At 72.4% G+C, this 22523-nt stretch carries 24 protein-coding genes; 17 read left to right on the forward strand and 7 right to left on the reverse strand.

Annotated features, from left to right (window positions below):
• Window positions 1–101 precede the first annotated feature (101 nt).
• The 15 genes from IT371_07510 to IT371_07580 all read left to right on the forward strand — a co-directional run bounded on the left by IT371_07510 (window position 102) and on the right by IT371_07580 (window position 12890).
• Complete coding sequence (locus IT371_07510) at window positions 102–776, forward strand: hypothetical protein (protein MCC6747488.1); 675 nt, start codon at window positions 102–104, stop codon at window positions 774–776.
• Window positions 777–872: 96 nt separating this feature from the next.
• The gene (locus tag IT371_07515) at window positions 873–1148 is read left to right on the forward strand and encodes a hypothetical protein (GenBank protein ID MCC6747489.1); all 276 of its coding nucleotides are present in this window, start codon (window positions 873–875) and stop codon (window positions 1146–1148) included.
• A gap of 65 nt (window positions 1149–1213) precedes the next feature.
• Window positions 1214–2482: a tRNA (N6-isopentenyl adenosine(37)-C2)-methylthiotransferase MiaB gene (miaB, locus tag IT371_07520; protein MCC6747490.1), complete on the forward strand. Its 1269-nt coding sequence runs from the start codon at window positions 1214–1216 to the stop codon at window positions 2480–2482.
• Window positions 2483–2502: 20 nt separating this feature from the next.
• Window positions 2503–3783, forward strand: a complete 1281-nt coding sequence (locus IT371_07525; GenBank protein ID MCC6747491.1) for an HD domain-containing protein — start codon at window positions 2503–2505, stop codon at window positions 3781–3783.
• 114 nt (window positions 3784–3897) lie between these two features.
• The gene (locus tag IT371_07530; protein ID MCC6747492.1) at window positions 3898–5262 is read left to right on the forward strand and encodes an FAD-dependent monooxygenase; all 1365 of its coding nucleotides are present in this window, start codon (window positions 3898–3900) and stop codon (window positions 5260–5262) included.
• A 10-nt stretch (window positions 5263–5272) separates the two neighbouring features.
• On the forward strand, window positions 5273–5809 hold the full coding sequence (locus IT371_07535) for a hypothetical protein (protein MCC6747493.1): 537 nt from the start codon (window positions 5273–5275) through the stop codon (window positions 5807–5809).
• A gap of 123 nt (window positions 5810–5932) precedes the next feature.
• Window positions 5933–6502: a hypothetical protein gene (locus tag IT371_07540; protein MCC6747494.1), complete on the forward strand. Its 570-nt coding sequence runs from the start codon at window positions 5933–5935 to the stop codon at window positions 6500–6502.
• Window positions 6503–6508: 6 nt separating this feature from the next.
• On the forward strand, window positions 6509–7438 hold the full coding sequence (locus IT371_07545; protein MCC6747495.1) for an ABC transporter substrate-binding protein: 930 nt from the start codon (window positions 6509–6511) through the stop codon (window positions 7436–7438).
• The gene (locus tag IT371_07550) at window positions 7435–8448 is read left to right on the forward strand and encodes an iron ABC transporter permease (GenBank protein ID MCC6747496.1); all 1014 of its coding nucleotides are present in this window, start codon (window positions 7435–7437) and stop codon (window positions 8446–8448) included. The genes IT371_07545 and IT371_07550 overlap by 4 nt, the downstream gene beginning before the upstream one ends.
• Entirely contained in the window at window positions 8445–9200 is a 756-nt protein-coding gene (locus IT371_07555; protein ID MCC6747497.1) for an ABC transporter ATP-binding protein, read from the forward strand. Before IT371_07550 ends, IT371_07555 begins: the two co-directional genes overlap by 4 nt.
• A gap of 55 nt (window positions 9201–9255) precedes the next feature.
• The gene (locus tag IT371_07560; GenBank protein MCC6747498.1) at window positions 9256–9879 is read left to right on the forward strand and encodes an HAD family hydrolase; all 624 of its coding nucleotides are present in this window, start codon (window positions 9256–9258) and stop codon (window positions 9877–9879) included.
• Entirely contained in the window at window positions 9870–10601 is a 732-nt protein-coding gene (locus tag IT371_07565) for an NTP transferase domain-containing protein (protein ID MCC6747499.1), read from the forward strand. The genes IT371_07560 and IT371_07565 overlap by 10 nt, the downstream gene beginning before the upstream one ends.
• Window positions 10602–10837: 236 nt before the next feature.
• Window positions 10838–11551 (forward strand): hypothetical protein, encoded by a 714-nt coding sequence (locus tag IT371_07570; protein ID MCC6747500.1) that lies wholly within the window; start codon window positions 10838–10840, stop codon window positions 11549–11551.
• 78 nt (window positions 11552–11629) lie between these two features.
• The gene (locus IT371_07575) at window positions 11630–12211 is read left to right on the forward strand and encodes a rhodanese-like domain-containing protein (GenBank protein MCC6747501.1); all 582 of its coding nucleotides are present in this window, start codon (window positions 11630–11632) and stop codon (window positions 12209–12211) included.
• 100 nt (window positions 12212–12311) lie between these two features.
• Window positions 12312–12890 carry a hypothetical protein gene (locus tag IT371_07580; protein MCC6747502.1) on the forward strand — a complete coding sequence of 193 codons (579 nt, stop codon included), beginning with the start codon at window positions 12312–12314 and terminating at the stop codon, window positions 12888–12890.
• 19 nt (window positions 12891–12909) lie between these two features.
• Here the strand turns inward: IT371_07580 and IT371_07585 are convergent, their stop codons facing one another.
• Together IT371_07585 and asnB are read right to left on the reverse strand one after the other, a co-directional pair.
• Window positions 12910–14148, reverse strand: coding sequence for an NTP transferase domain-containing protein (locus tag IT371_07585; GenBank protein MCC6747503.1), 1239 nt, complete (start codon window positions 14146–14148; stop codon window positions 12910–12912).
• 8 nt (window positions 14149–14156) lie between these two features.
• A complete protein-coding gene (gene asnB, locus IT371_07590) occupies window positions 14157–16091 on the reverse strand; it encodes an asparagine synthase (glutamine-hydrolyzing) (GenBank protein ID MCC6747504.1) in 1935 nt (644 codons plus the stop codon).
• Window positions 16092–16170: 79 nt separating this feature from the next.
• Between asnB and IT371_07595 the strand changes: the two genes are divergently transcribed.
• Window positions 16171–16977: a polysaccharide deacetylase family protein gene (locus tag IT371_07595; GenBank protein MCC6747505.1), complete on the forward strand. Its 807-nt coding sequence runs from the start codon at window positions 16171–16173 to the stop codon at window positions 16975–16977.
• The gene (locus IT371_07600; protein ID MCC6747506.1) at window positions 16974–18158 is read left to right on the forward strand and encodes a glycosyltransferase; all 1185 of its coding nucleotides are present in this window, start codon (window positions 16974–16976) and stop codon (window positions 18156–18158) included. Before IT371_07595 ends, IT371_07600 begins: the two co-directional genes overlap by 4 nt.
• On the opposite strand, the gene IT371_07605 is transcribed toward IT371_07600, so the two are convergent.
• The 5 genes from IT371_07605 to IT371_07625 are packed head-to-tail and all read right to left on the reverse strand — an operon-like array spanning window position 18134 to window position 22521.
• A complete protein-coding gene (locus IT371_07605) occupies window positions 18134–18451 on the reverse strand; it encodes a polyhydroxyalkanoic acid system family protein (GenBank protein ID MCC6747507.1) in 318 nt (105 codons plus the stop codon). The genes IT371_07600 and IT371_07605 overlap by 25 nt on opposite strands.
• Window positions 18451–19689 (reverse strand): VWA domain-containing protein, encoded by a 1239-nt coding sequence (locus tag IT371_07610; GenBank protein ID MCC6747508.1) that lies wholly within the window; start codon window positions 19687–19689, stop codon window positions 18451–18453. Before IT371_07610 ends, IT371_07605 begins: the two co-directional genes overlap by 1 nt.
• Before the next feature lie 5 nt (window positions 19690–19694).
• Window positions 19695–20534: a MoxR family ATPase gene (locus tag IT371_07615; GenBank protein MCC6747509.1), complete on the reverse strand. Its 840-nt coding sequence runs from the start codon at window positions 20532–20534 to the stop codon at window positions 19695–19697.
• A 29-nt stretch (window positions 20535–20563) separates the two neighbouring features.
• A complete protein-coding gene (locus IT371_07620; protein MCC6747510.1) occupies window positions 20564–22282 on the reverse strand; it encodes a hypothetical protein in 1719 nt (572 codons plus the stop codon).
• Between the two features lie 50 nt (window positions 22283–22332).
• Complete coding sequence (locus IT371_07625) at window positions 22333–22521, reverse strand: hypothetical protein (GenBank protein ID MCC6747511.1); 189 nt, start codon at window positions 22519–22521, stop codon at window positions 22333–22335.
• Window positions 22522–22523: the final 2 nt, after the last annotated feature.

Raw genomic sequence — 22523 nt, forward strand, 5'->3', positions numbered from 1 at the left:
CGGCGTTGCGTGCGCCATGCAGGGCCTGAGGCCGCGGAGTGTCCGGCCTCGGACTTGCAACGTCGTCCTCCCATGGAGTTTCCGCGGAGGGCGACGGACTGATGGGTCTGGCGCTCCGAGCCTTGGCGGTCGGGCTGATGCTGTGCGCGTCGGCCGCCTCCGCCGCGGCCGAGGACTACGGGCGCCCCGTGCCGCCACGCCTTCCCAAGGGGAGCTGGCTGCGGAGCGCGGCCCGGCGCGTCCTCTTCAGGCCGGCGAGCGCCCCCGAGCGACTGATCGCCGAGCTTAGCGCCTCGCCGAGCCAGCAACGGGCCCGCGAGGCGCTCACCCGCTACCTCGAGAGGACGCCGCGTGGAAACTTCTCCGAGACCTCGCTCTATCACCTCGGGAAGATCCTCGCGCTGGCGAGTAGGCGGTGGGCGCCGGAGGGCCTCGACCTCCTCATCGCCTACGAGCAGTTCTGGGCGCCGCGGCTCGGGCCGGCCGAGCTGACGGGACTCTTGCGGGCGGCGGGCCAGTACTCGCCGGGAAGCGGGGACAAGGTGGTCGTCGAGTACAACACCTTCCACTTCTTCGGACGGAGGTTCAGGCCGCAGGTTCGAGAGGAGCTGCAGCGTGGGCGGGGGCACTTCTTCGGCACCCTGCGGCAGGTCTCGGCCGAGGCGCGTCGCGGGGAGCTCGAGCGCTATGCTCGGGCTCTGGGCAAGGACCTCGCGTGGGCCGAGGGGGACTACGCGGCCTGGCTCGCCGAGGCGGCTGGAACCATGCGGCGCTGAGCATGTCGCTCGTCCCGGACCCTCGCGCGGCCGGGGGGAGAGCTTGACGGCCCGCGGGAGCGACTGTTATAGCGGCCTTCGCAGGCGAGGGTGTGTATGAGCGAGCCCGGCAAGATCATGTACGAAATCTATCGCGACAGCGGCTTCTCGGGCGGCTATCGCGTGGTCTATTACACGGAGCTCTCCGAGCGGAACAAGGAGCTCGAGATCGGCCGCGCCATGTCGGGAGAGCATCTCTTCGACGGCTTCATCGCGGAGGCCCGGAAGGGAGAGGCGAAGGCGATCATCGAGGGCTTCGTGGCGCGCCTGAACCAGGGCGAGAGAGCGCGTCCCGAGGAGCTCGAGGCAGCGCTCGCCGAGCTCTCGGCCTGAGCGGGACGCCGTCGGTGGACGCCCCCAGCTCGCTTCGGGTCTACATCGAGACCTACGGCTGTCAGATGAACGTGGCGGACTCCGAGCTGATGGCCGGAGTCTTCGCGGGGGAGGGCTTCGTCGCCGCCGCGTCAGCCGAGGAGGCGGACGTGGTGCTCCTCAACACCTGCGCCGTGCGCGACAAGGCCGAGGACCGCATCTTCGGCCGGCTCGGCTGGCTGAAGCCGCTGAAGGACCGGCGGCCGGAGCTCGTGCTCGGCGTGGCGGGGTGCATGGCCGAGCACCTGCGCGAGACGATCGTGAAGCGCGCCCCGTGGGTGGACCTCGTGGTGGGTCCGGACGCGTACCGGCGCCTCCCCGCGCTCGTGGACCAGACGCTCGCCGAGGAGCGGGACCCGACCATCGACGTGCGCCTGGATCGCCGCGAGCTCTACGCGGGAGTGGATCCCGTGCGCGCGCCCGGCGTCTCGGGGTGGGTCACCATCCTGCGCGGCTGCGACAAGTTCTGCACCTTCTGCATCGTCCCCTTCACGCGCGGGCGCGAGCGAAGCGTCCCCCCCGACGAGGTCGTGCGGCAGGCGGAGCAGATGGCCGCGGGCGGGTTCAGGGAGGTCACGCTCCTCGGTCAGACGGTCACGAGCTACGACGCCGACGGGTGCGACTTCGCCGAGCTCCTCGCGCGCGTGCACGCCGTGCCGGGCCTCGCGCGCATCCGCTACACCTCGCCCTGGCCCAAGGACTTCTCGCCGAGGCTGCTGGACGCGCTCGCCGAGCTGCCGCGCGTGGCGCGTCACATCCATCTGCCCGTGCAGAGCGGGAGCAGCCGCGTGCTCGCCGACATGCGGCGCGGGTACACGGCCGACGAGTTCCTCGCGCTCGTGGAGCGGATCCGGGAGCGCCTGCCGGGGCACGCGCTCACCACGGACCTCATCGTGGGCTACCCCGGTGAGACCGACGCGGACTTCGAGGAGACGCTCGAGCTCGTGCGCCGCGTGGGCTTCGACAGCGCCTTCACCTTCAAGTACAGCCAGCGGGACGGGACCCTCGCCGCGCGGGAACGCCCCGACGACGTCCCCGAGGAGGTGAAGGGGGAGCGCCTCACGCGGCTCATCAAGCTGCAGGAGCAGAGCTGCCGCGCGCGCAACGAGGCGATGGTGGGCCAGGCGGTCGAGGTGCTCGTGGACGGGCCGAACCCGCGCGACGCCGCGCAGATGGTGGGTCGCACGAGCTGCTTCAAGACGGCGGTCCTGCCCGGCGGCCCCGCGCGAGGGGAGCTCGTCACCGCGCGCGTGGTCGCGGCCACCACGCACACGCTCTTCGCCCAGCCGGTCTGATGTTCCGCCCCGCCGAGGAGATCCACATCCGCGACCCGATCCACGGGGCGATCCGGCTCACCCCGCGCGAGCTCGAGGTCGTCGAGTCGCCGGTCTTTCAGCGCCTGCGCGGGATCCGCCAGCTCGGCTTCACCGAGCACGCCTTCCCCGGGGCGACGCACTCGCGCTTCGCGCACGGTCTCGGCGCCATGGAGATGGCCACGCGCATGTTCGAGGCGATCTTCCCGCCCGGCGGCTCGCCGCTTCCGGCCGAGGAGCGGGAGCGGCTCCGGCAGCTGGTGCGCCTGACGGTGCTCTTGCACGACGTGGGGCACGCGCCGCTCTCGCACGCCACGGAGGTGTGCATGCCCCGGCGCGCCGCGCTGGCGCTCCCCGGCGACCTGGAGAGCGCGCGGGACGAGCAGGCCACGCACGAGGACTACACGCTGAAGCTGCTCCTCGAGTCGGAGCTGACCGACCGGCTGCGCCGCGTCTTCGGGCCGCAGGGGATCGACCCGCTCGACATCTGCTACCTGCTCTCGCACCGCTACCCCGAGCGGGCGGCGACGCTCGCGGTCGAGGGGCTCGATTACGGGCCGCTCCTCTCGCAGCTCGTGAGCGGCGAGCTCGACGCGGACCGCCTGGACTACCTGCAGCGCGACTCGTACTACACCGGGGTCAGCTACGGAAAGGTGGACGAGCAGTGGCTGCTCTCGAACCTCGGCTACCAGGTGGTGGAGGGCCAGGTCTTCCTGGCCATGTCGCACCGCGGGATCTTCGCCTTCGAGGACTTCCTGCTCAGCCGCTACCACATGTTCGTCAGCGTCTACTACCACCATAGCTCGGTGGGCTTCGACAACATGCTGATGCGCTACCTCGAGGACGCCGAGGGCGAGCTCGCGATTCCGACCGACGTGGAGGCGTACCTGGCCTTCGACGACGTGGCGTTCTGGTCGGTGCTCCGCCGGTCGAAGAACGTGTGGGCCGAGCGCATGGTGCGGCGCCAGCTCTACCGTCGGATCCTCGAGCTGAACGCGGAGACGGGCTACGACCTCACCGCGCTCCTCGACGCGCTCACGGCGGCCGGTGTGGACCACTTCGTGGCGCGCGACGAGGGGGTGCTCAGCCGCTACTACGGCAACGGCCGGGCCGCGCTGCCGATCTTCGTCATCAACCGGCCGCTCGGCTGGGCCACGCCCGTCGAGGCGTACTCCAAGCTCTACGAACGCTACGCGCAGCCCGCGCGCCTGACGCGGGTCTACTCGCGCCCGGACCAGGTCCCGCAGGCGCAGGAGTGCCTGCGCCGGGTGGTGGCGGGGTAGCCGCACGTTACCGGACCGCTCCGGCGGCGTACTGGAGGGGCCGGAAGAGCACCGCGACCACGTCGTTCGGGTCGCGGACGCTCCGGAGTGGCGGGTCGACCCTCGAGGTGACAGATGCACGACGTGGTGATAGTGGGCGCGGGAGTCGCGGGGGCGGCGCTCGGGGCGGCGCTCGGAGGCGCGGGCCGGCGCGTGCTCCTCGTCGAGCGCGACCTGAGGGACCCGAAGCTCTTCGTCGGAGAGCTCCTGCAACCGGGAGGCGTCGGCTCGCTCGAGCGGCTCGGACTGGCCGGGTGCCTCGAGGGGATCGACGCCCAGCAGGTGCGAGGCTTCGCCGTCGTGCAGGGGGAGTCGGGGCAGGCGCTCCCCTATCCGCGGCTTCGGGGGCAGGGGAGCACGCGACCCGCGGCGCGCGGCTTCGCGTTTCACCACGGCCGCTTCGTGGGGCGACTGCGACGGGCGGCGCGCGAGACGCCGGGGGTGGAGCTCTGCGAGGGGACCGTGACCGGACTTCTCGAGGAGGCGGGCCGCGTGGTCGGGGTGCGCTACCGCGACCGCGCGGGGGCCGAGCACGCCGCGCGTGCGAACCTCGTCTGCGCGGTGGACGGGCGCCACTCGCGACTTCGGCAGGAGCTCACGGGGGCCGAGCCGGTGCGGGCCTCGCACGCGGTGGGGCTGCTCCTGCAGGGCGTGGAGCTCCCGTACCCGGGGCACGGGACGGTCTTTCTCACCGAGCCGTCGCCGATGCTCTCGTACCAGATCGGCCCGACGGACGTGCGGGTCCTGGCGGACGTGCCCGGGGAGCTCCCCGCGGTGCGGACAGGGGCTCTCGCCGAGTGGCTCCGCTCGCGGATCGCGCCGCAGCTGCCGCGCAGCCTGCGCCCCGCCTTTCTCGAGGCCGTCGCGGGCTCGACGCTGAAGGTCATGCCGAACTACTTCCTGGCACCGAAGGCCCCGCCGCGGCCGGGAGTGGTGCTGCTGGCCGACGCGCTGAATCTGCGTCACCCGCTGACCGGCTCGGGGATGACCGTGGCGCTGAACGACGTGCGGTTGCTCGTCGAGGCGCTCGAGGGGGTCGAGCTCACCGATCGGTCGGCGCTGGCGGCGCGGCTCAAGCGCTTCTACCGGGCGCGGCGAGCCCTCTCCACGACGGTGGACATCCTCTCGGGGGCGCTCTATCAGATCTTCTGCGGCGGCGAGCCGGGGCTCGATGGGATGCGCGAGGCCGTGCTCCGCTACTTCCGCCTCGGCGGGCCGGCGGTGCGCGGTCCGATGTCGCTCCTTTCGGGGCTCAGCCCTCATCCTTCGCGGCTTCTGGCCCACTACGGGGCCGTGGCGATGGTGGGGATGGGGCAGAGCCTGCGCCCCGAGGCGGGCAGGGGCTGGCCGGGGGCGCCGGAGCTCCGGGATGCCTCCGCGCTGGCGCTGGCGGCCTTGCGAACGATCCGCCCGCAGCTTGAGCGGGCCCTGGGAGCGTAAGGAGGAACGGATGTCGCGTTCGAACGTGCTCGGACTGTGCGGCCTAGTCTTCGGGGCGGCCGTCGCCGCGGGGTGCGGCTCGCAGGGGCCGCGGCGGACGGGCAGTTCGCCGAGCGCCGAGCCGATGGAGGCCGTGACCGTCCCCGGTTTCACCGTGGCGAGCGGTCAGCTGCGGCGCGACGGCGACCTCGTGCGCTGCGTCTCGACGAGCTGCACGCTGCGCACGGCTTCCGATCGGTCCGAGCTCCTCCTCAGCGCCGACAGCCAACTTCGCGTCGGGGTGCGGGGGGCGCTGACGCTGGTGGACGGGGCGGTGAAGATCGAGCGACCACGACGCGCCGAGGCGTCCTCCCCGCTCCGCATCCAGGTGTCGCACGGCGTGCTCGAGCTGGCCGGAACCAGGGCCTGGCTGCGGCAGGAGAGGCACGGCGGCGAGGCCTGGCTTCTTGACGGACGACTCCGCTTCACGGCCCACGATGGCCGGGCGGCGGCCTTGCCACCGGGGAAGGCGCTCGTCTGGCCGCTGCTCGCCGACCGACGCCCCTGAACCGACGGGGCAGCGAGAGGGTTGCCGCGTCCTCCCAGCGGCCAAGAGCCTGTTGACCCGTGCGACCCGAAGGTGCCACGGTAGCCGCGCCTCGAACGGGAGAGCGAGCGAATGCGACGTGGGATGACGATCTGGTTCTGCGCCAGCCTGGCGGCCGTGGGCTGCGGCAGCACGACCCCCGCGCCGAAGGACGGCGGGGCGCGGCGGGACGCCGTCTCGTCGTGGGACGGGGTAGGGTTCCCGGATCTCGCCGGCGGCGGCGACGGCAACGTCCCGGGAGACGGCCGGGCCACCGGCGACCGAGGGGCGCTCGGCGACGGACCGATCGGGCCCGCGGGGATGGACGACGTGTGTCCGCCGACCAAGGCCTTCGTGACGGCCGACGCGACCCTGCAGGGTTCCACGAGCAAGCAGGACATCTCGAGCGTCTGTCAGGCGGGCAAGATGTACACCCAGGTCGTGGTGGTCCGTCTCACCGAGCGGAAGAAGCTGGAGCTGAAACTCACCTCCACGGCCACCATGGCCGAGCTCTCGGTTCGTCCCGACTGCAAGACCTTCAAGGGGTGCAGCGGAGGCGAACCCAAGAACGGGCTCAAGCACACCGCCACCCGCGACCCCGGGGACCACTACGTGGTCGTGGGGACCGGCAAGCCGGCCGACTACTCGCTCGAGATCAAGCTTTCGCCGCCGTAGCCCGACGTGCTCCGTCGCTGGCGAGCTCTGGCGCTGCTCCTCTGGGCCGGGTGCGCGAGCCCCTCCCCGGGCTCGACGGTGCCCGCGCCCGTGGCGGTGCTCGACGACCACGGCCTGCGCGTGGAACTCGCCGCCCCGGCGCAGCGCATCGCCTCGCTCTCGCCCTCGAACACCGAGATCCTGCACGCCCTCGGCTGCGGCGGACGCATCGTGCTTCGCGACCGCCTCTCGGACTACCCGCCCGAGGTGCGTGCGCGCCCCGCGACGGATCCGTTCCAGCTCTCGCCGGAGCACGTGGCGGGCTATCGTCCGGACCTCGTGCTGGTGAGTCACGGCGATCCGGGGCGTCTGGCGGCGCTGCGTCGGACGGGACTCGTCGCGGCCAGCTTCGACCCGCGGAGCTTCGCGCAGCTCGCCGCGAACGTGCGGGCCATCGGCAGCCTCTGCGGCGCGCGCGGGAGAGCGGAGGCGATGGTGCGCACGCTCGAGGCGCGGCTCTCGCGCGTCGACGAGCGGGTGCGGGGGCTCTCCCGCATACGGGTGTTCGTGGAGCTGGACGGTTCCGACCGGACGCGCCCCTGGACCGCGGGCCCGGGCTCGTTCGTGGACGAGCTGCTGCGTCGCGCCGGCGCGGAGAACGTGGCCGCGGGCCTTGGAAAACCGTACGGCACGATGAGCGCCGAGGCGGTCTTTGCCGCGCGCCCCGAGGTGATCCTCGTGGCCAGCACGGCGGCGCTGCAGAGTCGGGCCCTCGCGGCGTTGCGTGCGGCGCCGGGGTGGCGCGCGCTCGACGCGGTGCGCACGGGACGCGTCGTGACGGCGATCAGCCCCGACCTGCTGACCCGCCCCGGGCCGCGCCTCCTCGAGGGACTCGAGGCGCTCCTCACCGCCCTGCACCCGGGCGCGGGCCGCCGCGCGGAGCGGAGCCCTAGATGAGGCCGCGGCTCCTCGGCTACGCGCTCCTCGGGCTCGGCGTGCTCGCCGCGCTCTTCTACGTCGCGGTCGGCTTCGGGAGTCGCGCCGGAGCGCTCGAGCTCGCGGCGCGATGGCCCGCCGAGCTCCTCGGCGGCACGGCGGGCCTCGACCGGGACGTGCTCCTCTACCTCCGCCTCCCGCGCGCCGTCAGCGCCCTGATCGTGGGTGCGGCGCTCGCCCTCTCCGGGATGCTGCTCCAGGGCGTGACGCGCAACCCGCTCGCGGACCCCTACCTCCTCGGGATCTCGGGGGGGGCGGGGCTCTTCGTGGTCGTGCTGAAGGCCTTCTCCTCGGGGGCCGAGCCGTGGTGGCTCGTGCCGGTGGTGGCCTTCGCGGGGGCCTCGTGCGCGGCGTTCGTCGTGGTGCTCCTCGGGCGTGGTGGCGCCGGACGCCTCACGGCGGTGGGGCTGATTCTCGCCGGCGTGGTGGTCAACGCCCTCTGCGCGGCGCTCATGACCTTTCTGCTGGCTCGCGCGGATCCGTTTCGTCTGCGCATCACCACGCTCTGGCTGGCCGGCGGCCTCGGGGTCGCGACCTGGCCGCAGCTCGCGCTCTCGGGGGTGCTCGTCGCGGCGCTCTACGTGACGAGCCGCGCGGAGGCCCATCGCCTGAATGCGCTGGCTCTCGGGAGCGACGGCGCCTCGTACGTCGGCGTCGAGGGCTCGCGCCTCCTGCTGCGCGCCGCGCTCTCGGCCAGTCTGCTCGCCGCGATCGCCGTGTCCGTCGCGGGCCTTCTCGGGTACGTGGGGCTTCTCGTCCCGCACCTGGTGCGGCGCCTCGTGGGCGGCGACCTGCGCCGGAGCCTCTTCGTCGGCGCGCTCGGCGGGGCGCTGCTGCTCCTCGGAGCGGACACCCTGGCGCGGCTGGTCTTCGCGCCGGAGGAGCTGCCGACGGGGGTCCTGACCGCGATCCTCGGCTGTCCGGTGCTCCTCGTGCTGGTGCGGCGCGAGCTCCGGGGAGCGGGCGCGTGATGGTCGGCAAGCGCGCGGCGGTGCTGACCGTGGAGGGGCTCGCCTTCGGCTACCCCGGTCGCGAGCTCGGGGCCGGACTGGGTCTGGAGCTTTTCGCCGGCGAGGCGGTGGCGCTGCTCGGGCCGAACGGAGCCGGCAAGACGACCCTCGTGCGCACGCTGGCCGGAGCGCTGCCTCCGCTCGCTGGGTCGGTGCGTCTCAGCGGCGGCGATGCGTCGGCCTTGCGCGCCGACGAGCGGGCGCGTCGCGTGGCGGTGCTCCCGCAGGGGAGCGCCATCGACCCGGGCCTCACGGTGGAGGAGCTCGTCGAGCTCGGGCGGGTGCCGCACCTCGGGCTTTTCGGGCGCCCCGGTCCGGAAGACCGGAAGGCCGTGGCCGAGGCGCTCGCGGCGTGCGCGCTCGAAGGGCTCTCCGGGCGGCCGCTCGGCGCCCTGAGCGGGGGCGAGAGGCAGCGGGCCCAGATCGCGATGGCCCTGGCGCAGCGCGCGCCGCTCCTGCTCCTCGACGAACCCCTCACGCATCTGGACCTCCGCCGCGAGCACGAGTTCTTCGAGCTCGTGGGGCGTCTGCGCCGGGAGCGCGGGCTCGCGCTCGTGCTGGTGCTGCACGACCTGCGGGCGGCGTTCCGCGAGGCCGGGCGGGTCCTGCTCCTCGACCACGGGCGGGGGACCTGGGTCCCCGACGAGCCGGGTGCGCGACGGGAGCTCCTCGCGCGCGCCTTCGAGGTCCCCGAGGAGCGCCTCCCTCTGTGAGACGGTGACTGTGCTATCGTCCCGCCCGCTCATGCCGCGTGAGATCGCGCTCGTCATGTTCGACTTGGACGGAACCCTCATCGACACGATGCAGGGCTTCGGCGAGCTGGCCTCCGAGCTCATCGCCCGGGACTACGGGCTGCCCCGCGACGAGGGGCGCGCGCGCTATAGGGAGACCTCGGGGCTCCCCTTCCGCGAGCAGCTCGAGGCGATCTTCCCTCTGGACCCGCGAAACGACGCCACGGCCACCGAGTACGAGCGGCGCAAGCGCGTCCACTGCGATGGCGTAGGGATGGACGACCAGACCGTGCGTGCGCTCGAGGCCCTGCGACGGGCCGGCTGCCGGCTCGTGGTGTCCTCGAACGCGGCCCAGCGCTTCGTGGACGACTTCGCGCGCTCGGCCGCGGTGCCCTTCGACGCGGCGCTCGGTCACTCGCCGGAGCTCGCCAAGGGGCCCCTCCACGTCCAGGAGGCGTGCCGACGCTTCGGCGTCACGCCGCGAGAGATCCTCTTCGTGGGCGACTCCCTGCACGACGCGCGCCTCGCGGCGGAGAGTGGGGTGCGCTTCGTGGGCCGCCTCGGCACCTTCTCCGCGGAGGACTTCGCCGCCGCGTTTCCCCGCGTACCCCTCGTGCGCTCGCTCGACGAGCTTGTGGAGGTCATCTCGTCATGCACCTGATCGTTCTCGCCGCAGGCCTCGGACAGCGGCTCGGAGAGCTCACCCGGGCCACCCCCAAGGCGCTCATCTCTGTGGCCGGACGCACGCTCATCGACTACGCGCTCGCCTTCGCGCGCCAGGCGGGGGGGGCGCCGCGGATCGTGGTGGGGGGTTTTGGCTACGAGGAGCTCGCGCGGCACGTGGCCGAGGTGGACCCGGGCGCCACGCTCGTCGAGAACCGGGACTTCCGGCAGGGGAACCTGCTCTCCCTTGTGACGGGCCGAGGTGCCCTTCCCGTGGACGCCGGGTTTCACCTGATGAACACCGACCACATCTATCCCCCGGGAGTGGCGCGCATCGTGGCCGAGACGGCGGCGACTGCGTCCGAGGTCACGGCCTTCTGCGACTTCGACCGGTCTCTCGGCGCCGACGACATGAAGGTGGAGCTGGACGCCCAGCGTCGGGTGCGGCGCATGTCCAAGCAGCTCGCGGGCTGGCAGGCGGGGTACGTGGGGATGACCTTCGTGCCGGCCGCCCGCCGGGCAGCCTACGATGCGGCGGTGGAGCGCGTGCGCCAAGGAGTCGGGCCCGCGGCGCACGTGGAGCAGGTCCTCGTGGCGCTGGCCGAGCTCGGCGCGCCTCCGGTGATCGCGGACATCAGCGGCCACGGCTGGCACGAGGTGGACGAGCCGCACGAACGGGATCGCGCCGAGGCCGCGCTCCGCGCGCGTCCGTTGCAGTAGGCGACGACGCGTCGTCACGGCGGGCAAGGGTCGTCCGCGCGATGCGCGGCGACCTGAGCTGCGCGGTGGCACGACAGTTCGCTCGGCCAGCCGCCACCTGCGGGTTGCGGCCCCCAGCCGCGCACTCGGCTGCCGCTCACGCATCACAGTGATTCCGTGCCTCTCGGCTCGCCTTCGTTTGGCCTCGCCGTTGCACTGACGACGGGGCAAGACGATCGAATGGAGGCGAGCTCTCGATGCGTACCCGACGACTCTCGACCCTGGTCTTTCTCGCGTGTCTGACGGCGCCCACGCTGGCTGGCGCAGCGCCGGCTGGTTTCGGCTTCGACCTGCCCGAGCTGAAGCCGCCGGAGAGGTTACCGCTCCCAGCCAGCCTCGGGGCGCTGACCGTCGATCAGTGGGGCGCGTGGGAGGCCAAGGCGCGCGAGGTCACCGTCGTGGGCGCGCGGCGTGGGGGCGCCGAACGCGCCTTCGGTGGGCGGCTGGCCTCGGGGGTCTTGCGGTTTCTCGCCGAGGGCGTGGCAGAGAGCGTGCGAGAGCAGCAGGTTCTCCTCGGTGGCCGGCCCGAGACGCACGACCGTTCGGTGAGTCCGCTGGCTCTCGCGCTCAACAACTTCGTGGCGCACAACCAGGTCCCGCAGATGGGCGGCTACGTGGGCGGCGGCGACCCGAGCCGGACCACGAACAGCCTCGAGGCGGGGCTCGGCTTCGGGCAGTACGCGATCCAGAAGGTGCTCGTCGAGCGCGTGAAGCCGGCGGGCGGAAGGCCGTCACTCGTGCTCTCGGTGACCATCGCGGACCCGCGGCGGCACTACCAGCCGGTGACCACGCCCATCGTGCTGACCGGAAAACTCCTCGCCCAGTACAACAGCGCGATTCTGCGCCGGAGCAGCGAGGGCCCGCGCTCGCAGCGGCCCGTCACGGCTGCTCCGGTCGTCCTCGGCCGGTAGGCCGACCCTCCTCATCGTACGGGTCCCAGGGATTGCCCGCCGCGTGACAGCGCCCGCCGACCGTCCTATGGTTGGTCCATGATGATCACGCTTCGCCGGTTGACGTTCGCCCTGGCCACGGGAGGGTTCGCGCTCGTGGCGTGCGGCTCCTCCACGCCCTCCACGTGCCAGTCCACGGCCGCCCTCTGCGCCGACGGCGGAGGGAGCGGGCGCGACGCGACGAGCGGCGCCGCCGATGGCGCCGGGGGCCTACGAGACGGTGCGGCAGGCGACCTGGCGCGCCGACCTGATGGCAACGGGGGCGACGCCAGCGCCTCGAGAGACGGCGGAGCGTACGCACCCGAGAGCGTCACCGCGCAGACCCTGTCCGACTGGATCAAGGCGCGCAAGGATCTGGTTCTCGTGGACGTGCGCGAGAAGGTGGAGGTGGACGCGGGCTTCATCAAGGGGGCGCTGCACCTGGCCTGGAACAGCGGCGCCTTGAAGAAGCGCTGGGGCGAGGTCCCGAAGGGCAAGACGGTCGTGGTGTACTGCGCCGCGGGGAGCCGGAGCGCGCCGGCCGCGGCCTTCCTCGTCCAGCAGGGGCTCCGACCCGTCTACGATCTGAAAGGCGGCTTCAACGCCTGGAAGGGGGCGGGCCTGCCGGTGGAGATGCCGTGAGGGAGGCCGGCCACCGGAGCCGCCAGCCCCCGTCCAAGATGCCGACATCGTTGGTGCGGCCCCCCGGCTTGGCCCTTGCACAGCTTGCATCCGGCCGCCCATGCGTCGATTCGCTGCCTCCCTGCTGGCTCTGCTCTTCGGCTCCGCAGCCGAGTTGGACGCCGCTCCCCTGCGCGCGCGCATGACGAGCGAGGACCACCTGGACCCTGCGGGTTTCGTGCGGAGCGTCCAGCGCAGGAGCTACGAGGGCGCGGTCCCGCTCGCGAACGCGACCGCGCTTTCGACGCGCCTTCACGCCGACTACGCGCGCACTGTCGGCCGCCTGCCCTTTCTTCGTGCGGTGACGGCTGCGGACGGTCGGGTCGCCGTCCGACTCGGGCCGCTCTGCTTGCTGGCTCTCGGCCCGGTCACCGCCGTGGACGGGCAGCTCGGCCTGACCGAGCGGCGCGTGGAGGGAGGCCTGCTCGTGCCTGCAGCCGACCGCGGTCGCGGGCGTTTCGGGATCTTCGTCGGGGCCGACGGTGGCGCGCTCCGCGTCGAGGTGCGACTCGAGGACTACCGCTCGACGATCCGGGGGACCGCGCCGCGCTCGCCGCTCCGCGAGGCGATCTACCGCCTCACGCAGCTCCCGCTGCATCGGGCCGTGGGCTTGCGCTTTCTCGAGGGGCTCTCGCTCTGAGGCGACTCCCTCGCTGGGCTTACTCCACGAGCCGCAGGCCCCGCTTGCCGATCTGGACCATCATCACGACGAACCACGAGACCGCGCCGGCGGCGGAGATGCCGAGGGGAATGGCGCGCAGGTTGAAACAGGCCAGCACGAAGAAGGCCAGCACGTAGAAGTCGCGCTTCAGGGCGTACTTGCCCCAGGTCGAGAGGGCCCTCAGGTCGGGCTCGTGCGTGTGCGGGTTCTGGCCTTCGCCCTCTTCCCACCACCACTTGAAGTCCTGGTGCCCTCCTGCGCCTCCGCGGAAGAGCGCGATGTAGATCAAGACCACCGCCGAGACGTGCAAGAAGGCCGCGCCGGCCCCCACCGCGAGGTAGGCCCAGTGCCCGGTGGCACGCGTGCCGCCGAGGCCGAGCGCGACGAGCCACCCCGCTCCGAGGATGTCGTCGACGATCGTGTCGAGCCAGGCGCCGAAGCGCGAGCTCTGGTAGCGCAGCCGCGCGAGCTCGCCATCGCAGCCGTCCAGGATGGACTGGAGCTGCACGAGCGCCGCCCCGAGGGCGAAGGCCCAGTGGCTGCCGAGGCCCGCGAGCCCGACGCCCACGAGCGCCACGACGAAGGCCGCGACGGTCATCTGGTTCGGTGTGATGGGCGTGTTGGCGAGGCGCGCCGAGATCGCCACCGAAATGTGCTTGTTGAGCAGCTTGGCCACGATGCCGTCGTGCGGGCGCCAGTTGGTCTTCAGGAGCAGCTTGGTCGCCCGGCGCTCGGCGGTGGGGTCGTGCACCGGAGTGACGAAGTCGGTGCCCTCCCGGAGCTCGTGGGGTCGCAGGCTCTCCTCGGCCCGCAGCGCCGCGACCCATGGGGCGAGCTCGGTGCCGCCGGGGGGCAGGGGACGCTCCGGCACCAGCCACAAGAGAGGGTGACCCGGCGTCTCCGCCGCGACGAGCGAGCAGGCGCTCTCCTTGCCGGCGGCGACGAGGCGTTTCGGCAGGTCGGGGTGATAGACCGCGTCCCCGGCCACGACGAGCAAGGGGGTCGGGGCCTCGGCCAGGACGGCGCGAATGGCGGCCGGCTCGTGCTCCGGGTCCTCGCGCCACCGCACCTGCGCGCGCAGCCCGGGGGGAAGGAGCGACGATGCGCCCAGGATGGTGAGCTCGTCCACGCCGGCGCGCTGGAGGTTCTTCACCACGCGCTCGACCACCGTGAGGCCGAGAAAGCGGCCGGCGCAGCCCAGGCTGCGGGCTCCGGAAGCGAGGATGAGCGCGCGCACGGAGGAGCTCAGGGGGCCACCTGGAGGGGACGGGAGGGGAGCTCTGCGCGAGGGGCCGGCGCGTCGATGAACGCGCGGTGCCAGAGCTCGAGGACCATCAGGTTCCAGAGGCGCAGGCCGTGGTCCTCGGTGCCCGCCAGGTGGTCGGTCACGAGGCGCCGGAGCGCGGGCGCGTCGAAGTAGCCCCGCGAGAGGGCGCGCGGGCCGAGCACCAGCTCCTCGAGCATCGGGCGCATGCGGCCGCGGAGCCACCGGCTGTGCGGAATGCTGAAACCCCGCTTGCGCCGGTGGAGGACGGCGCGGGGCAACAGGTCCGCGAGCGCTCGCCGGAGCAGGAGCTTGCCGCGAAAGGCGCGGAGCTTGAGACGCACGGGGAGGCGCGCGCAGAACTCCATCAGCTCGTGATCCACGAAGGGGGCGCGCACCTCGAGGGCGTGGGCCATCGACGCGATGTCCACCTTCACGAAGATGTCGTCGGGCAGATAGGTCTCCACGTCCAGCTCGAGGAGCCGATCCACCGGATGCCGCGCCGTGCCCCCAGCGAGCACCTCCGCGAAGAGCGCCTCGGCATCGAGCAGCGCGGCGCGCCGGAGCTCCGGCCCGTAGAGCCCGCGCAGAAGCGGCGTGGCCAGGTTGCCGAAGCGCGCGGCGTAGCGGGTGAGGCCCGGGAGCTGGAGCGTGCGTGCGTGCTGCCGGAGCGAGGCCACCGCCTCGCCGAGACGTCCGCCTCCGGCCGGGAGGCGCGACACCGCCTGCGCCACCCCGTGGGCCAGCCCGCGCGGAAGACGGTCGAAGAGCGCCGCCCCCTGCTCGTGCGCGTAGCGCGTGTAGCCGGCCAGCACCTCGTCGCCGCCGTCTCCCGAGAGCGCGACGGTGACGTGCTTTCGGGTGAGCCGCGCGAGGCAGTAGGTGGGCAGGGCCGACGGGTCGGCGAAGGGCTCACCGTAGCGATGCGCGAGCTCGGGGAGGAGCTCCGCGGCGTCGACGCGCACGAGCTCTTCGTGGTGCTCGGTGCCAAAGCGCCGCGCGACCTGCCGGGCGAAGCGGACCTCGGAGTGGTCCTGCTCCTCGAAGCCGATGGAAAAGGTCTTCACGGGGCGCGTCGAGGCTTGCGCCATGAGGCCCACCACGGCCGAGGAATCGATGCCCCCCGAGAGGAAAGCCCCGAGCGGCACGTCCGAGACGAGTCGCCGCGTGACGGCGACGGAAAGACGCTCGCGGAGTTCGTCGGCGAGGGCGCGCGCGGGCCTTCGGTCCTCGGGCCCGAAGGCCAGGCGCCAGTAGCGCCGGCTCAGGCGCCGCTCTCCCTCGAAGAGCAGCACCGTGGCCGGGGGGACCTTCCGCACCTGCCGGAAGGTGGAGACGCGGCTCGGCACGTACCCGAGGGTCAGGTAGAGGTGCAGCCCCTCGGGGTCCACCTCGCGCGGCAGGTCCGGATCGCAGAGGAGGGCCTGAACCTCCGAGGCGAAGGAGAGGCCCCGCAGTCCGTCGAAGTAGTAGAGGGGCTTCTTCCCCACGCGGTCCCGCGCGAGGAGGAGTCGCTGCTCGCGGGCGTCCCAGAGCGCGAAGGCGAACATCCCCTGCAGCGCGGTGACGCAGTCGGGGCCGCGTTGCCGGTAGAGCTCGAGGAGCACCTCGGTGTCCGAGCGCGTGCGCAGGCTCACCCCGCGGGCTCCGAGCTCGGCCGCGAGCTCGCGGTAGTTGTAGATCTCGCCGTTCAAGACGAGCGCGACCTGTCCGTCCGCGCTCAGCATCGGCTGGTTGGCCTCGGGGCGTAGATCCAGAATGGCGAGCCGCGCGTGTCCGAGGGCCAGCGGGCCGACCACGTGCGTCCCCTGGGCGTCGGGGCCCCGGTGCGCGAGGGCCTGCGTCATGCGCGCCACCAGCTCCACCGGCGCGCCGCGCCGCGGATCTCGACAGAGGTAACCGGCCAGGCCGCACATGGCCCACTGCTACCACCGTCGGCAGCAGGGCAGCAAGGGCCGTCTTGCGACGGAGGGCGAGGGGTGTTACGCACGGGGCATGAAGGGCTGGCGCATGGCGCGGGCGGCGCTCCGGACGATCTTTCACACCGCGCTCGTGCTGGGGCCGGCCGCCGGGCTCTTGCTCTCGCAGTCGCTCCACTGGCGGCTCGTCTTCGGTGCGGCCACGCTGGTCGGGGTGGCGCTCATCATCTGGGCCGGGTTCGTCTACATCCCCGGCTTCGACCCCTTCTTCCGCGTCCCGTGGCGTGGCCCGCGTCGCGGACGGCGCCTCGCCATCACCTTCGACGACGGACCGAACGGCGCGTTCACCGAGGAGGTGCTCGAGCTCTTCCGGCGCCACGGTGGCAAGGCCACCTTCTTCATGGTGGGGCAGTCCGTGGAGCGGGAGCCCGAGCTCGCGCGCCGCGTCCTGGCGGAGGGGCACGCCGTCGGAAGCCACACCTACTCGCACCAGAAGCTCCACCGGCTCTCGCGGGCGGAGATGGTCTCCGAAGTGGAGCGCGGACACGCGTGTCTCGAGGCGGCGGGGATCAACGGCTCGCGCCTCTTCCGCGCCCCGCACGGGCTCAAGACCTTCGCCCTCGTGAGGCACCTCACGCGGCGCGGGATCCGGCTCATCGGCTGGACCGACGGCGTGTACGACACCGACTGCCCGAGCGCGGAGATCATCGCCGCGCGGGCCCTGAAGAAGCTTCGCCCGGGGGAGATCCTGCTGCTGCACGACGGCAAGCAGGGGCATGATCGCCGGCCGATGGTGACGGCGCTGGATACGATCCTCGCGGCCTGCCGCGAGCGACGGCTCGAGCCCGTGACGGTCCCCGAGCTCCTCGACAGCGCCCGATGACGACTCGCCCCGTCCGACTGCTCTTCGTGATCAAGAACCTCCAGCAGGGGGGGACCGAGACGCAGCTCCTCCGGCTCGTCTCGAAGCTCGACCCCGCGCGCTTCACCTTCCACCTCTGCACGGTGGCCGACGAGGTGCACTTCTCCGAGCTGCCCCCCGGTGAGCCCCGCTACCGCCTGGGAGCCGGCTCCTCGCCGAGCCGCGCCATCGCCGGCCTCGCGCGCGTGATCGACGAGCTCGAGCCGGACCTGATCCACTCCTTCCGCGATCAGGTGAACCTCTACGTGCGGCTCGCGCTGCGACGCACGAAGCATCAGCCGGTCTGGCTCGCGTCAGTGCGGGGACGACCGATCTATCCCCACCACCTGGCCATGTACCGCACGCTCAGCCGGCGCACCTTTGCCGTGACCGTGAACTCGGCGGGGCTGGCGCAGATCCTGGTGCGGCAGGGGCGCGTTCCGCCGAAGAAGATCGCCGTGGTGCCGAACTTCATCGACGGCGACCGCTTCCGTCCGGCCACGGACGCGGAGCGCGCGCGGGCTCGCGAGCGTCTCGAGCTCGACCCGCAGGCGCTCGTCGCGCTGCACCCCGCGCGGCTGTCGTACGTGAAGAACCAGCTCGGCATCGTCCTCGCGCTAGGCCTGCTGCGCCGCTCCGGACGGCTTCGGGAGGAGCTCGTGGTGCTCTTCGCCGGCCGACCGCGAGACCGGGTCCCCGCGCGGCTCCTCCCCGAGTGGGCGCGCTTTCTCGGCGTGGAGCGGCACGTGCGGATCCTGGGGGCGCAGCCGGAGATCGTCCCGCTCTACCAGGCCGCGGATCTGGTGCTGCTGCCGTCGTTCGTGGAGGGGATGCCGAACGCCTCGCTCGAGGGGCAGCTCTCGGGGCTACCGAACCTGGTCACGCGCGAGGCCAACCGGGACGAGATCGTGCGGGACGGGGTGAGCGGCCGCGTGGTCTCGGCGCTCAGCCCGTGGTCGCTCGCCGACGCGCTCTCGGAGCTCCTCACGCGCTCGCCGGAGGAGCGCCGCCGGATGGGCCTCGCCGGGCGCGAGTGGGTGATGGAGCGCTTCGATCCGGGTGCAGTGCGCGAGCGCCTCGAGGCGCTCTATCTGTCGGCGGCGGCCAGCGCGCGGCCGGCCGGGGGGAGGCCTGGCGCTCAGGCCGCGGCGACCCGGGCCTGAAGCTGCTCGACGGTGTGCCCCGGGTTCAGGTAGTCGCGGAGCTTGCCGTCCACGTACGAGCGTCCGCCCAGCTTCTCGGCGAGAAACCCGGCCTTCACGTCGGCGCGCACGGACTGCGCGTCCACCGCGATCTGCCCGTTGAAGCTCACTCCGCGCACCTTGCCCGAGATCTGGGCCGTGCTGCCGTTCCACAGGGTCTGCACCCCGTAGCGCTTGGCCCAGTAGTCCGTGAGCGCCTTGATCCGGGCCTGGGCTTCCTCGACGGTGAAGGCGTGATTTGCGTCGATTTTCATCAGTCGTATGGGTACCCGAAGGGATCGGGTTCGTCAATGGCCACGGGCTTGACGTGGCGCGCCTTGACGAGGGCGCCCACGGCCTCCTCGAGCCCCTCGAGCGTGAGCGGATACATGGGGTAGAGGCCCCGGATGGCCCTCACCGTGGTGTGGTTCCAGAAGCGCGGCGGCTCCGGGTTGAGCCAGACCGCGCGTTCGAAGTGCTCGGTCAGCCGGCGGAGCCAGACGATCCCGGGCGTGAGGTTGTGGTGCCAGTACTCGATGGCGCCCCCGGGCTCGAGCAGCTCCATGGGGTGCATCAGCGCGTCCCCCACGACGATCAGCTTGTAGTTCGGCCCGTAGGTGCGCAAAAGGTCCGCCACCGGCACCGCCTCGCGAAACCAGGCGTCCTTGAAGACCTGCGCGTAGACGCAGTTGTGGAAGTAGAAGGCCTGGAAGTCGCGGAAGTGTTTCGTGGCGTGCGCGGCCGAAAAGAGCTGGCTCATCACGCGCGCGTGCGGGTCCATGCTCCCGCCCACGTCCATGAGGAGAATCACCTTCACGCTGTTTCTCCGCGGCGGGCGAAAGACCAGCTCCAGCTCGCCGGCGTTCTTGCAGGTCTTGTCGACCGTCTCCTCGAGGGCCAGCTCCTGCTCGTGGCCCTCGCGCCGCAGCTCCCGCAGCTTGCGCAGCGCGAGCTGGATCTGCCGCACGTCCAGCACCAGGTCGTTGCGGTAGGCGCGGAAACGTCGTTCGGCGGCTACCTGGGCCGCGCTCTTGCCGCCGCCGCCGCCGATGCGCACGCCCGACGGATGCTGGCCCCCCTGCCCGAAGGGCGAGGTCCCGCCGCTGCCGATCCAGCGGCTCCCCCCCTGGTGCCGCTCCTGCTGCTCCTTGAGCCGCTCCTCGAGCAGGCGCCGGAGCTCCTCCAGAGATAGGGCCTTCAAAGCTGCGCGCTCCTCCTCGGACAGGTAGGCGAGAAGCGCCGGGTCCTTCACCCATTCCAGCAGCTCGTCGGTCACGTCCAGGCGCTCGCTCTCGACGCCGTGGAAGTAGTGCGCGAAGGCCTGGTCGTAGGCGTCGAAGTGCGCCTCGCTGTGGATCAGGACGGCGCGCGCGAGCTGGTAGAAGGCCGTCAGGCTGCTCTGGTGCAGCCCCTTGCCGAGGGCCTCCATCAGGGCCATCCACTCCTGCAGGCCGACGGGGACCTTGCGCTCCCGAAGCTCGTAGAAGAAGCCGAGGAGGGGCGGGCTCGACATCGACCCTACCGTCGACGGCCGGAGGCCGCGGTGGCGATGAGCTCCAGGTCCTGCTCCTTCTTGATCAGCGTGCCGAGGAAGGGGACCTGCAGACCGAGGCGCGCCGTCTCCACCCCCGAGCGCTTCAGCGCCGCGATCCAGTCCAGGAGCTCGCTCGTGGAGGGGCGCTTGCGCAGGCCGGGGACGGCGCGGAGCTGAAAGAAGGCCGCGAGGCAGTCGGTGAGCAGCCGGTCCACGAGGTCCGGGTAGTGCACGCGAACGATGCGCGCCATCAGCTCCTCGTCGGGGAACTCGATGTAATGGAAGACGCAGCGGCGCAGGAAGGCGTCCGGCAGCTCCTTCTCGTTGTTGCTCGTGATGACCATCACCGGCCGGTGCGTGGCCTCGACGTGCTCGCTCGTCTCGGGGATGTCGAAGCACATCTGGTCGAGCTCGTTCAGCAGGTCGTTCGGGAACTCGATGTCCGCCTTGTCCACCTCGTCGATCAGCAGCACCACCTGCTCGGGCGAGCTGAAGGCCTGCCCGAGAGGGCCGAGGCGAATGTAGCGCTTGATGTCCGAGACGTTCGCGTCGCCGAAGCGGCTGTCGTGCAGGCGCTGAACCGTGTCGTAGACGTAGAGGCCGTCGGTGGCGCGGGTGGTCGACTTGATGTGCCAGCGCAGGAGGCGGAGGCCGAGCGCCTCGGCCACGTGCTGCGCGAGCACGGTCTTGCCCGTCCCGGGCTCGCCCTTGATGAGCAGCGGGCGTCCGAGGGCGATCGAGGCGTTCACCGCCTGCTCGAGCGCCGGGCTCGTGATGTAGTGGCTGGTACCGCCGAAGCGGCTGAAGTCTCCTGGGAGGTTCATCACCGTGCTCTCGCTGGACATTTCGTTTCCTATGGTAGCGTGACTCGCGCGGCCGGGCCCGCAGAAACCACCTCGACGCGGCGCCGGAGCTGGCTCACGCGGTTCTCGTAGCGGTCGAGGAGCTCCACCTCGAGGTCGTGCAGGCCGGCCGGGGTGCCGGGGGGCACCGTCCACTCCGCCGGCAGGAGCAGGCGCAGGGGCCGGTAGTTGAGCGTGCGCTCGAGCCGGAAGAGGCCGCGGCGCTCCGCGAGCAGGCGACCGTCCTGCCCCCGCAGGCGCAGATTGCCCTCGAGCTGCACCTCGTAGGTCAGCTTGCGCGGGCTCCGCAGCTTGCCCCCCCCGGCGCGAACGGTCAGGTGGTAGCGGCGCCCCTCGACGAAGGTGTCCCCCTTGCCGGGGGGGAGGTCCGCGCGGTCGCGCACCTCGAGCGCGTCGATGGCGAAGTCGGCCAGGGGAGCGGGTGCGCGGCCCTGCAGGGTGAAGGCCAGCTCGGCCGTGGCCTCGCGGCGGGCCAGGCGGTCGCGTGCCCGGAGCACGACGCGGTAGCCGCCGGTGGGGGCCAGGCTGGGCAGCACGAGGGGGAGCTGCGCCGGAAGGCGGCCTTCGCGTGCCAGCGCCTCGCCTCGGCCATGTGGAGCCACGACCGCGTCCTTCTGGGCCAGGTAGACCCCGCCGTCGGGGCCCCCGATGGCCAGGTCCACGGCGAGGTCGACCGCGTCCGCCGCTGTCTTGAAGCCGTGTACCGAGAAGCGCAGATAGACCTGCTCGCCGAGCTGAAAGGTCGTGCGGGGCAGGCCCGCGGCGTCGTGCAGGTGGATCGCGAAGACGCCGAGGCGCGGCGGAACGATCGTGATCGCCGTCTGCCCGGCGGCGCTCGCCCCTCCAAGGCGATCTACTAGCTCGAGCTCGACGGCGTGCCGGCCGGGGGCGAGAGTTCTCGGCAGCAGGAGCTGCAGCTCGAGGGGATGGCTCGCCGGCTCGAAGGGGAGGCTACGCGCGAGGAGCTTCTCCTCGTGGCGATCGACGACCCCGCCGCGCGGGTTCCGCAGCGTGACCTTGGCCCCGAGCTCGAACCGAAACTGCCCGTCGGCGCCGCGCCGTGCGGAGAGGCCGATCGCCTCGAAGGCGAGCGGGACGACGGCGCCCGCCGGCTGCTCGGGCAGGACCGCGGGGCGGAGCCAGGCCACGGCCAGCTTCGGGCTGCGCACGGGGGGGCGTCCAAGGACGGTGAAGGGGCCCTCGGCCTCGCCGCGGCCACCGCCGAGCAGGTCGCGGAGCACGAGCCGCAGCGTGTGGCGACCGGGCGAGGTGGCCGCCGGGAGCTTCAGGCTCACCGCGCCGCGCACGAGTCCCGGCCGGAGCGTCGGCGCCGCTCCGTCGAGGACGGGAAGCTCCTTCACCACCAGCACCGTGGCGCCATTCCCGTCGCGGACCTCCACGTCGGCGTGCACGCGGGCGCGCCGCTCGACGAAGACGAAACCGCTCACGCTGAAGAGGCACGTAGGGTGCTCGCCGCGCGAGAAGCTGTGATCCTCTCGCAGGCCGGCGGGACCGGCGAAGGCCAGGTCGGTGACCCGGAGCGGCGGGGCAGGGGAGGTAGGCCGGGCCAGGGCGGCGTCCGAGGAGCGCGGTGGCGCTGGGGGCTCCGTTCGCGCGCAGGCCGGGGCGACCGCCAGCAGCAGGCACGCGATCAGCCGGGCTCGCGGGAGGCTCTCCGAGGAGGATCGGCCGGGACGGCGCTCCGACATGGCGGCGGAGTATAGCGCAAGCATCTGGACGGAGGGGACGGGCCAGGAGCTCAGCGGGCGCCCTTCTTCTTCTCGTGCGCGGCCTGGGCCGGCTTGAGTCGCCCCGACTCGGCCACCGCGCGGCGGAGCAGGAACTCGATCTGGCCGTTCAGGCTGCGCAGGTCGTCGTTGGCCCAGCGCTGGACGGCTTCCAGCAGGGCCGGCTCGACGCGCAGGAGAAAGGCCTTTCGCTCCGCCACGA

Source organism: Deltaproteobacteria bacterium (assembly GCA_020848905.1).
GTDB lineage: Bacteria > Myxococcota_A > Polyangia.

Excerpts from the sequence above, each read along its gene's own strand:
- IT371_07510 (MCC6747488.1), top strand. The coding sequence starts at position 102 with ATGGGTCTGGCGCTCCGAGCCTTGGCGGTCGGGCTGATGCTGTGCGCG.
- IT371_07515 (MCC6747489.1), top strand. The coding sequence starts at position 873 with ATGAGCGAGCCCGGCAAGATCATGTACGAAATCTATCGCGACAGCGGC.
- miaB (MCC6747490.1), top strand. The coding sequence starts at position 1,214 with ATGAACGTGGCGGACTCCGAGCTGATGGCCGGAGTCTTCGCGGGGGAG.
- IT371_07530 (MCC6747492.1), top strand. The coding sequence starts at position 3,898 with ATGCACGACGTGGTGATAGTGGGCGCGGGAGTCGCGGGGGCGGCGCTC.
- IT371_07535 (MCC6747493.1), top strand. The coding sequence starts at position 5,273 with ATGTCGCGTTCGAACGTGCTCGGACTGTGCGGCCTAGTCTTCGGGGCG.
- IT371_07540 (MCC6747494.1), top strand. The coding sequence starts at position 5,933 with ATGACGATCTGGTTCTGCGCCAGCCTGGCGGCCGTGGGCTGCGGCAGC.
- IT371_07550 (MCC6747496.1), top strand. The coding sequence starts at position 7,435 with ATGAGGCCGCGGCTCCTCGGCTACGCGCTCCTCGGGCTCGGCGTGCTC.
- IT371_07560 (MCC6747498.1), top strand. The coding sequence starts at position 9,256 with ATGTTCGACTTGGACGGAACCCTCATCGACACGATGCAGGGCTTCGGC.
- IT371_07565 (MCC6747499.1), top strand. The coding sequence starts at position 9,870 with ATGCACCTGATCGTTCTCGCCGCAGGCCTCGGACAGCGGCTCGGAGAG.
- IT371_07570 (MCC6747500.1), top strand. The coding sequence starts at position 10,838 with ATGCGTACCCGACGACTCTCGACCCTGGTCTTTCTCGCGTGTCTGACG.
- IT371_07575 (MCC6747501.1), top strand. The coding sequence starts at position 11,630 with ATGATGATCACGCTTCGCCGGTTGACGTTCGCCCTGGCCACGGGAGGG.
- IT371_07580 (MCC6747502.1), top strand. The coding sequence starts at position 12,312 with ATGCGTCGATTCGCTGCCTCCCTGCTGGCTCTGCTCTTCGGCTCCGCA.
- asnB (MCC6747504.1), bottom strand. The coding sequence starts at position 16,091 with ATGTGCGGCCTGGCCGGTTACCTCTGTCGAGATCCGCGGCGCGGCGCG.
- IT371_07595 (MCC6747505.1), top strand. The coding sequence starts at position 16,171 with ATGAAGGGCTGGCGCATGGCGCGGGCGGCGCTCCGGACGATCTTTCAC.
- IT371_07600 (MCC6747506.1), top strand. The coding sequence starts at position 16,974 with ATGACGACTCGCCCCGTCCGACTGCTCTTCGTGATCAAGAACCTCCAG.
- IT371_07605 (MCC6747507.1), bottom strand. The coding sequence starts at position 18,451 with ATGAAAATCGACGCAAATCACGCCTTCACCGTCGAGGAAGCCCAGGCC.
- IT371_07610 (MCC6747508.1), bottom strand. The coding sequence starts at position 19,689 with ATGTCGAGCCCGCCCCTCCTCGGCTTCTTCTACGAGCTTCGGGAGCGC.
- IT371_07615 (MCC6747509.1), bottom strand. The coding sequence starts at position 20,534 with ATGAACCTCCCAGGAGACTTCAGCCGCTTCGGCGGTACCAGCCACTAC.
- IT371_07620 (MCC6747510.1), bottom strand. The coding sequence starts at position 22,282 with ATGTCGGAGCGCCGTCCCGGCCGATCCTCCTCGGAGAGCCTCCCGCGA.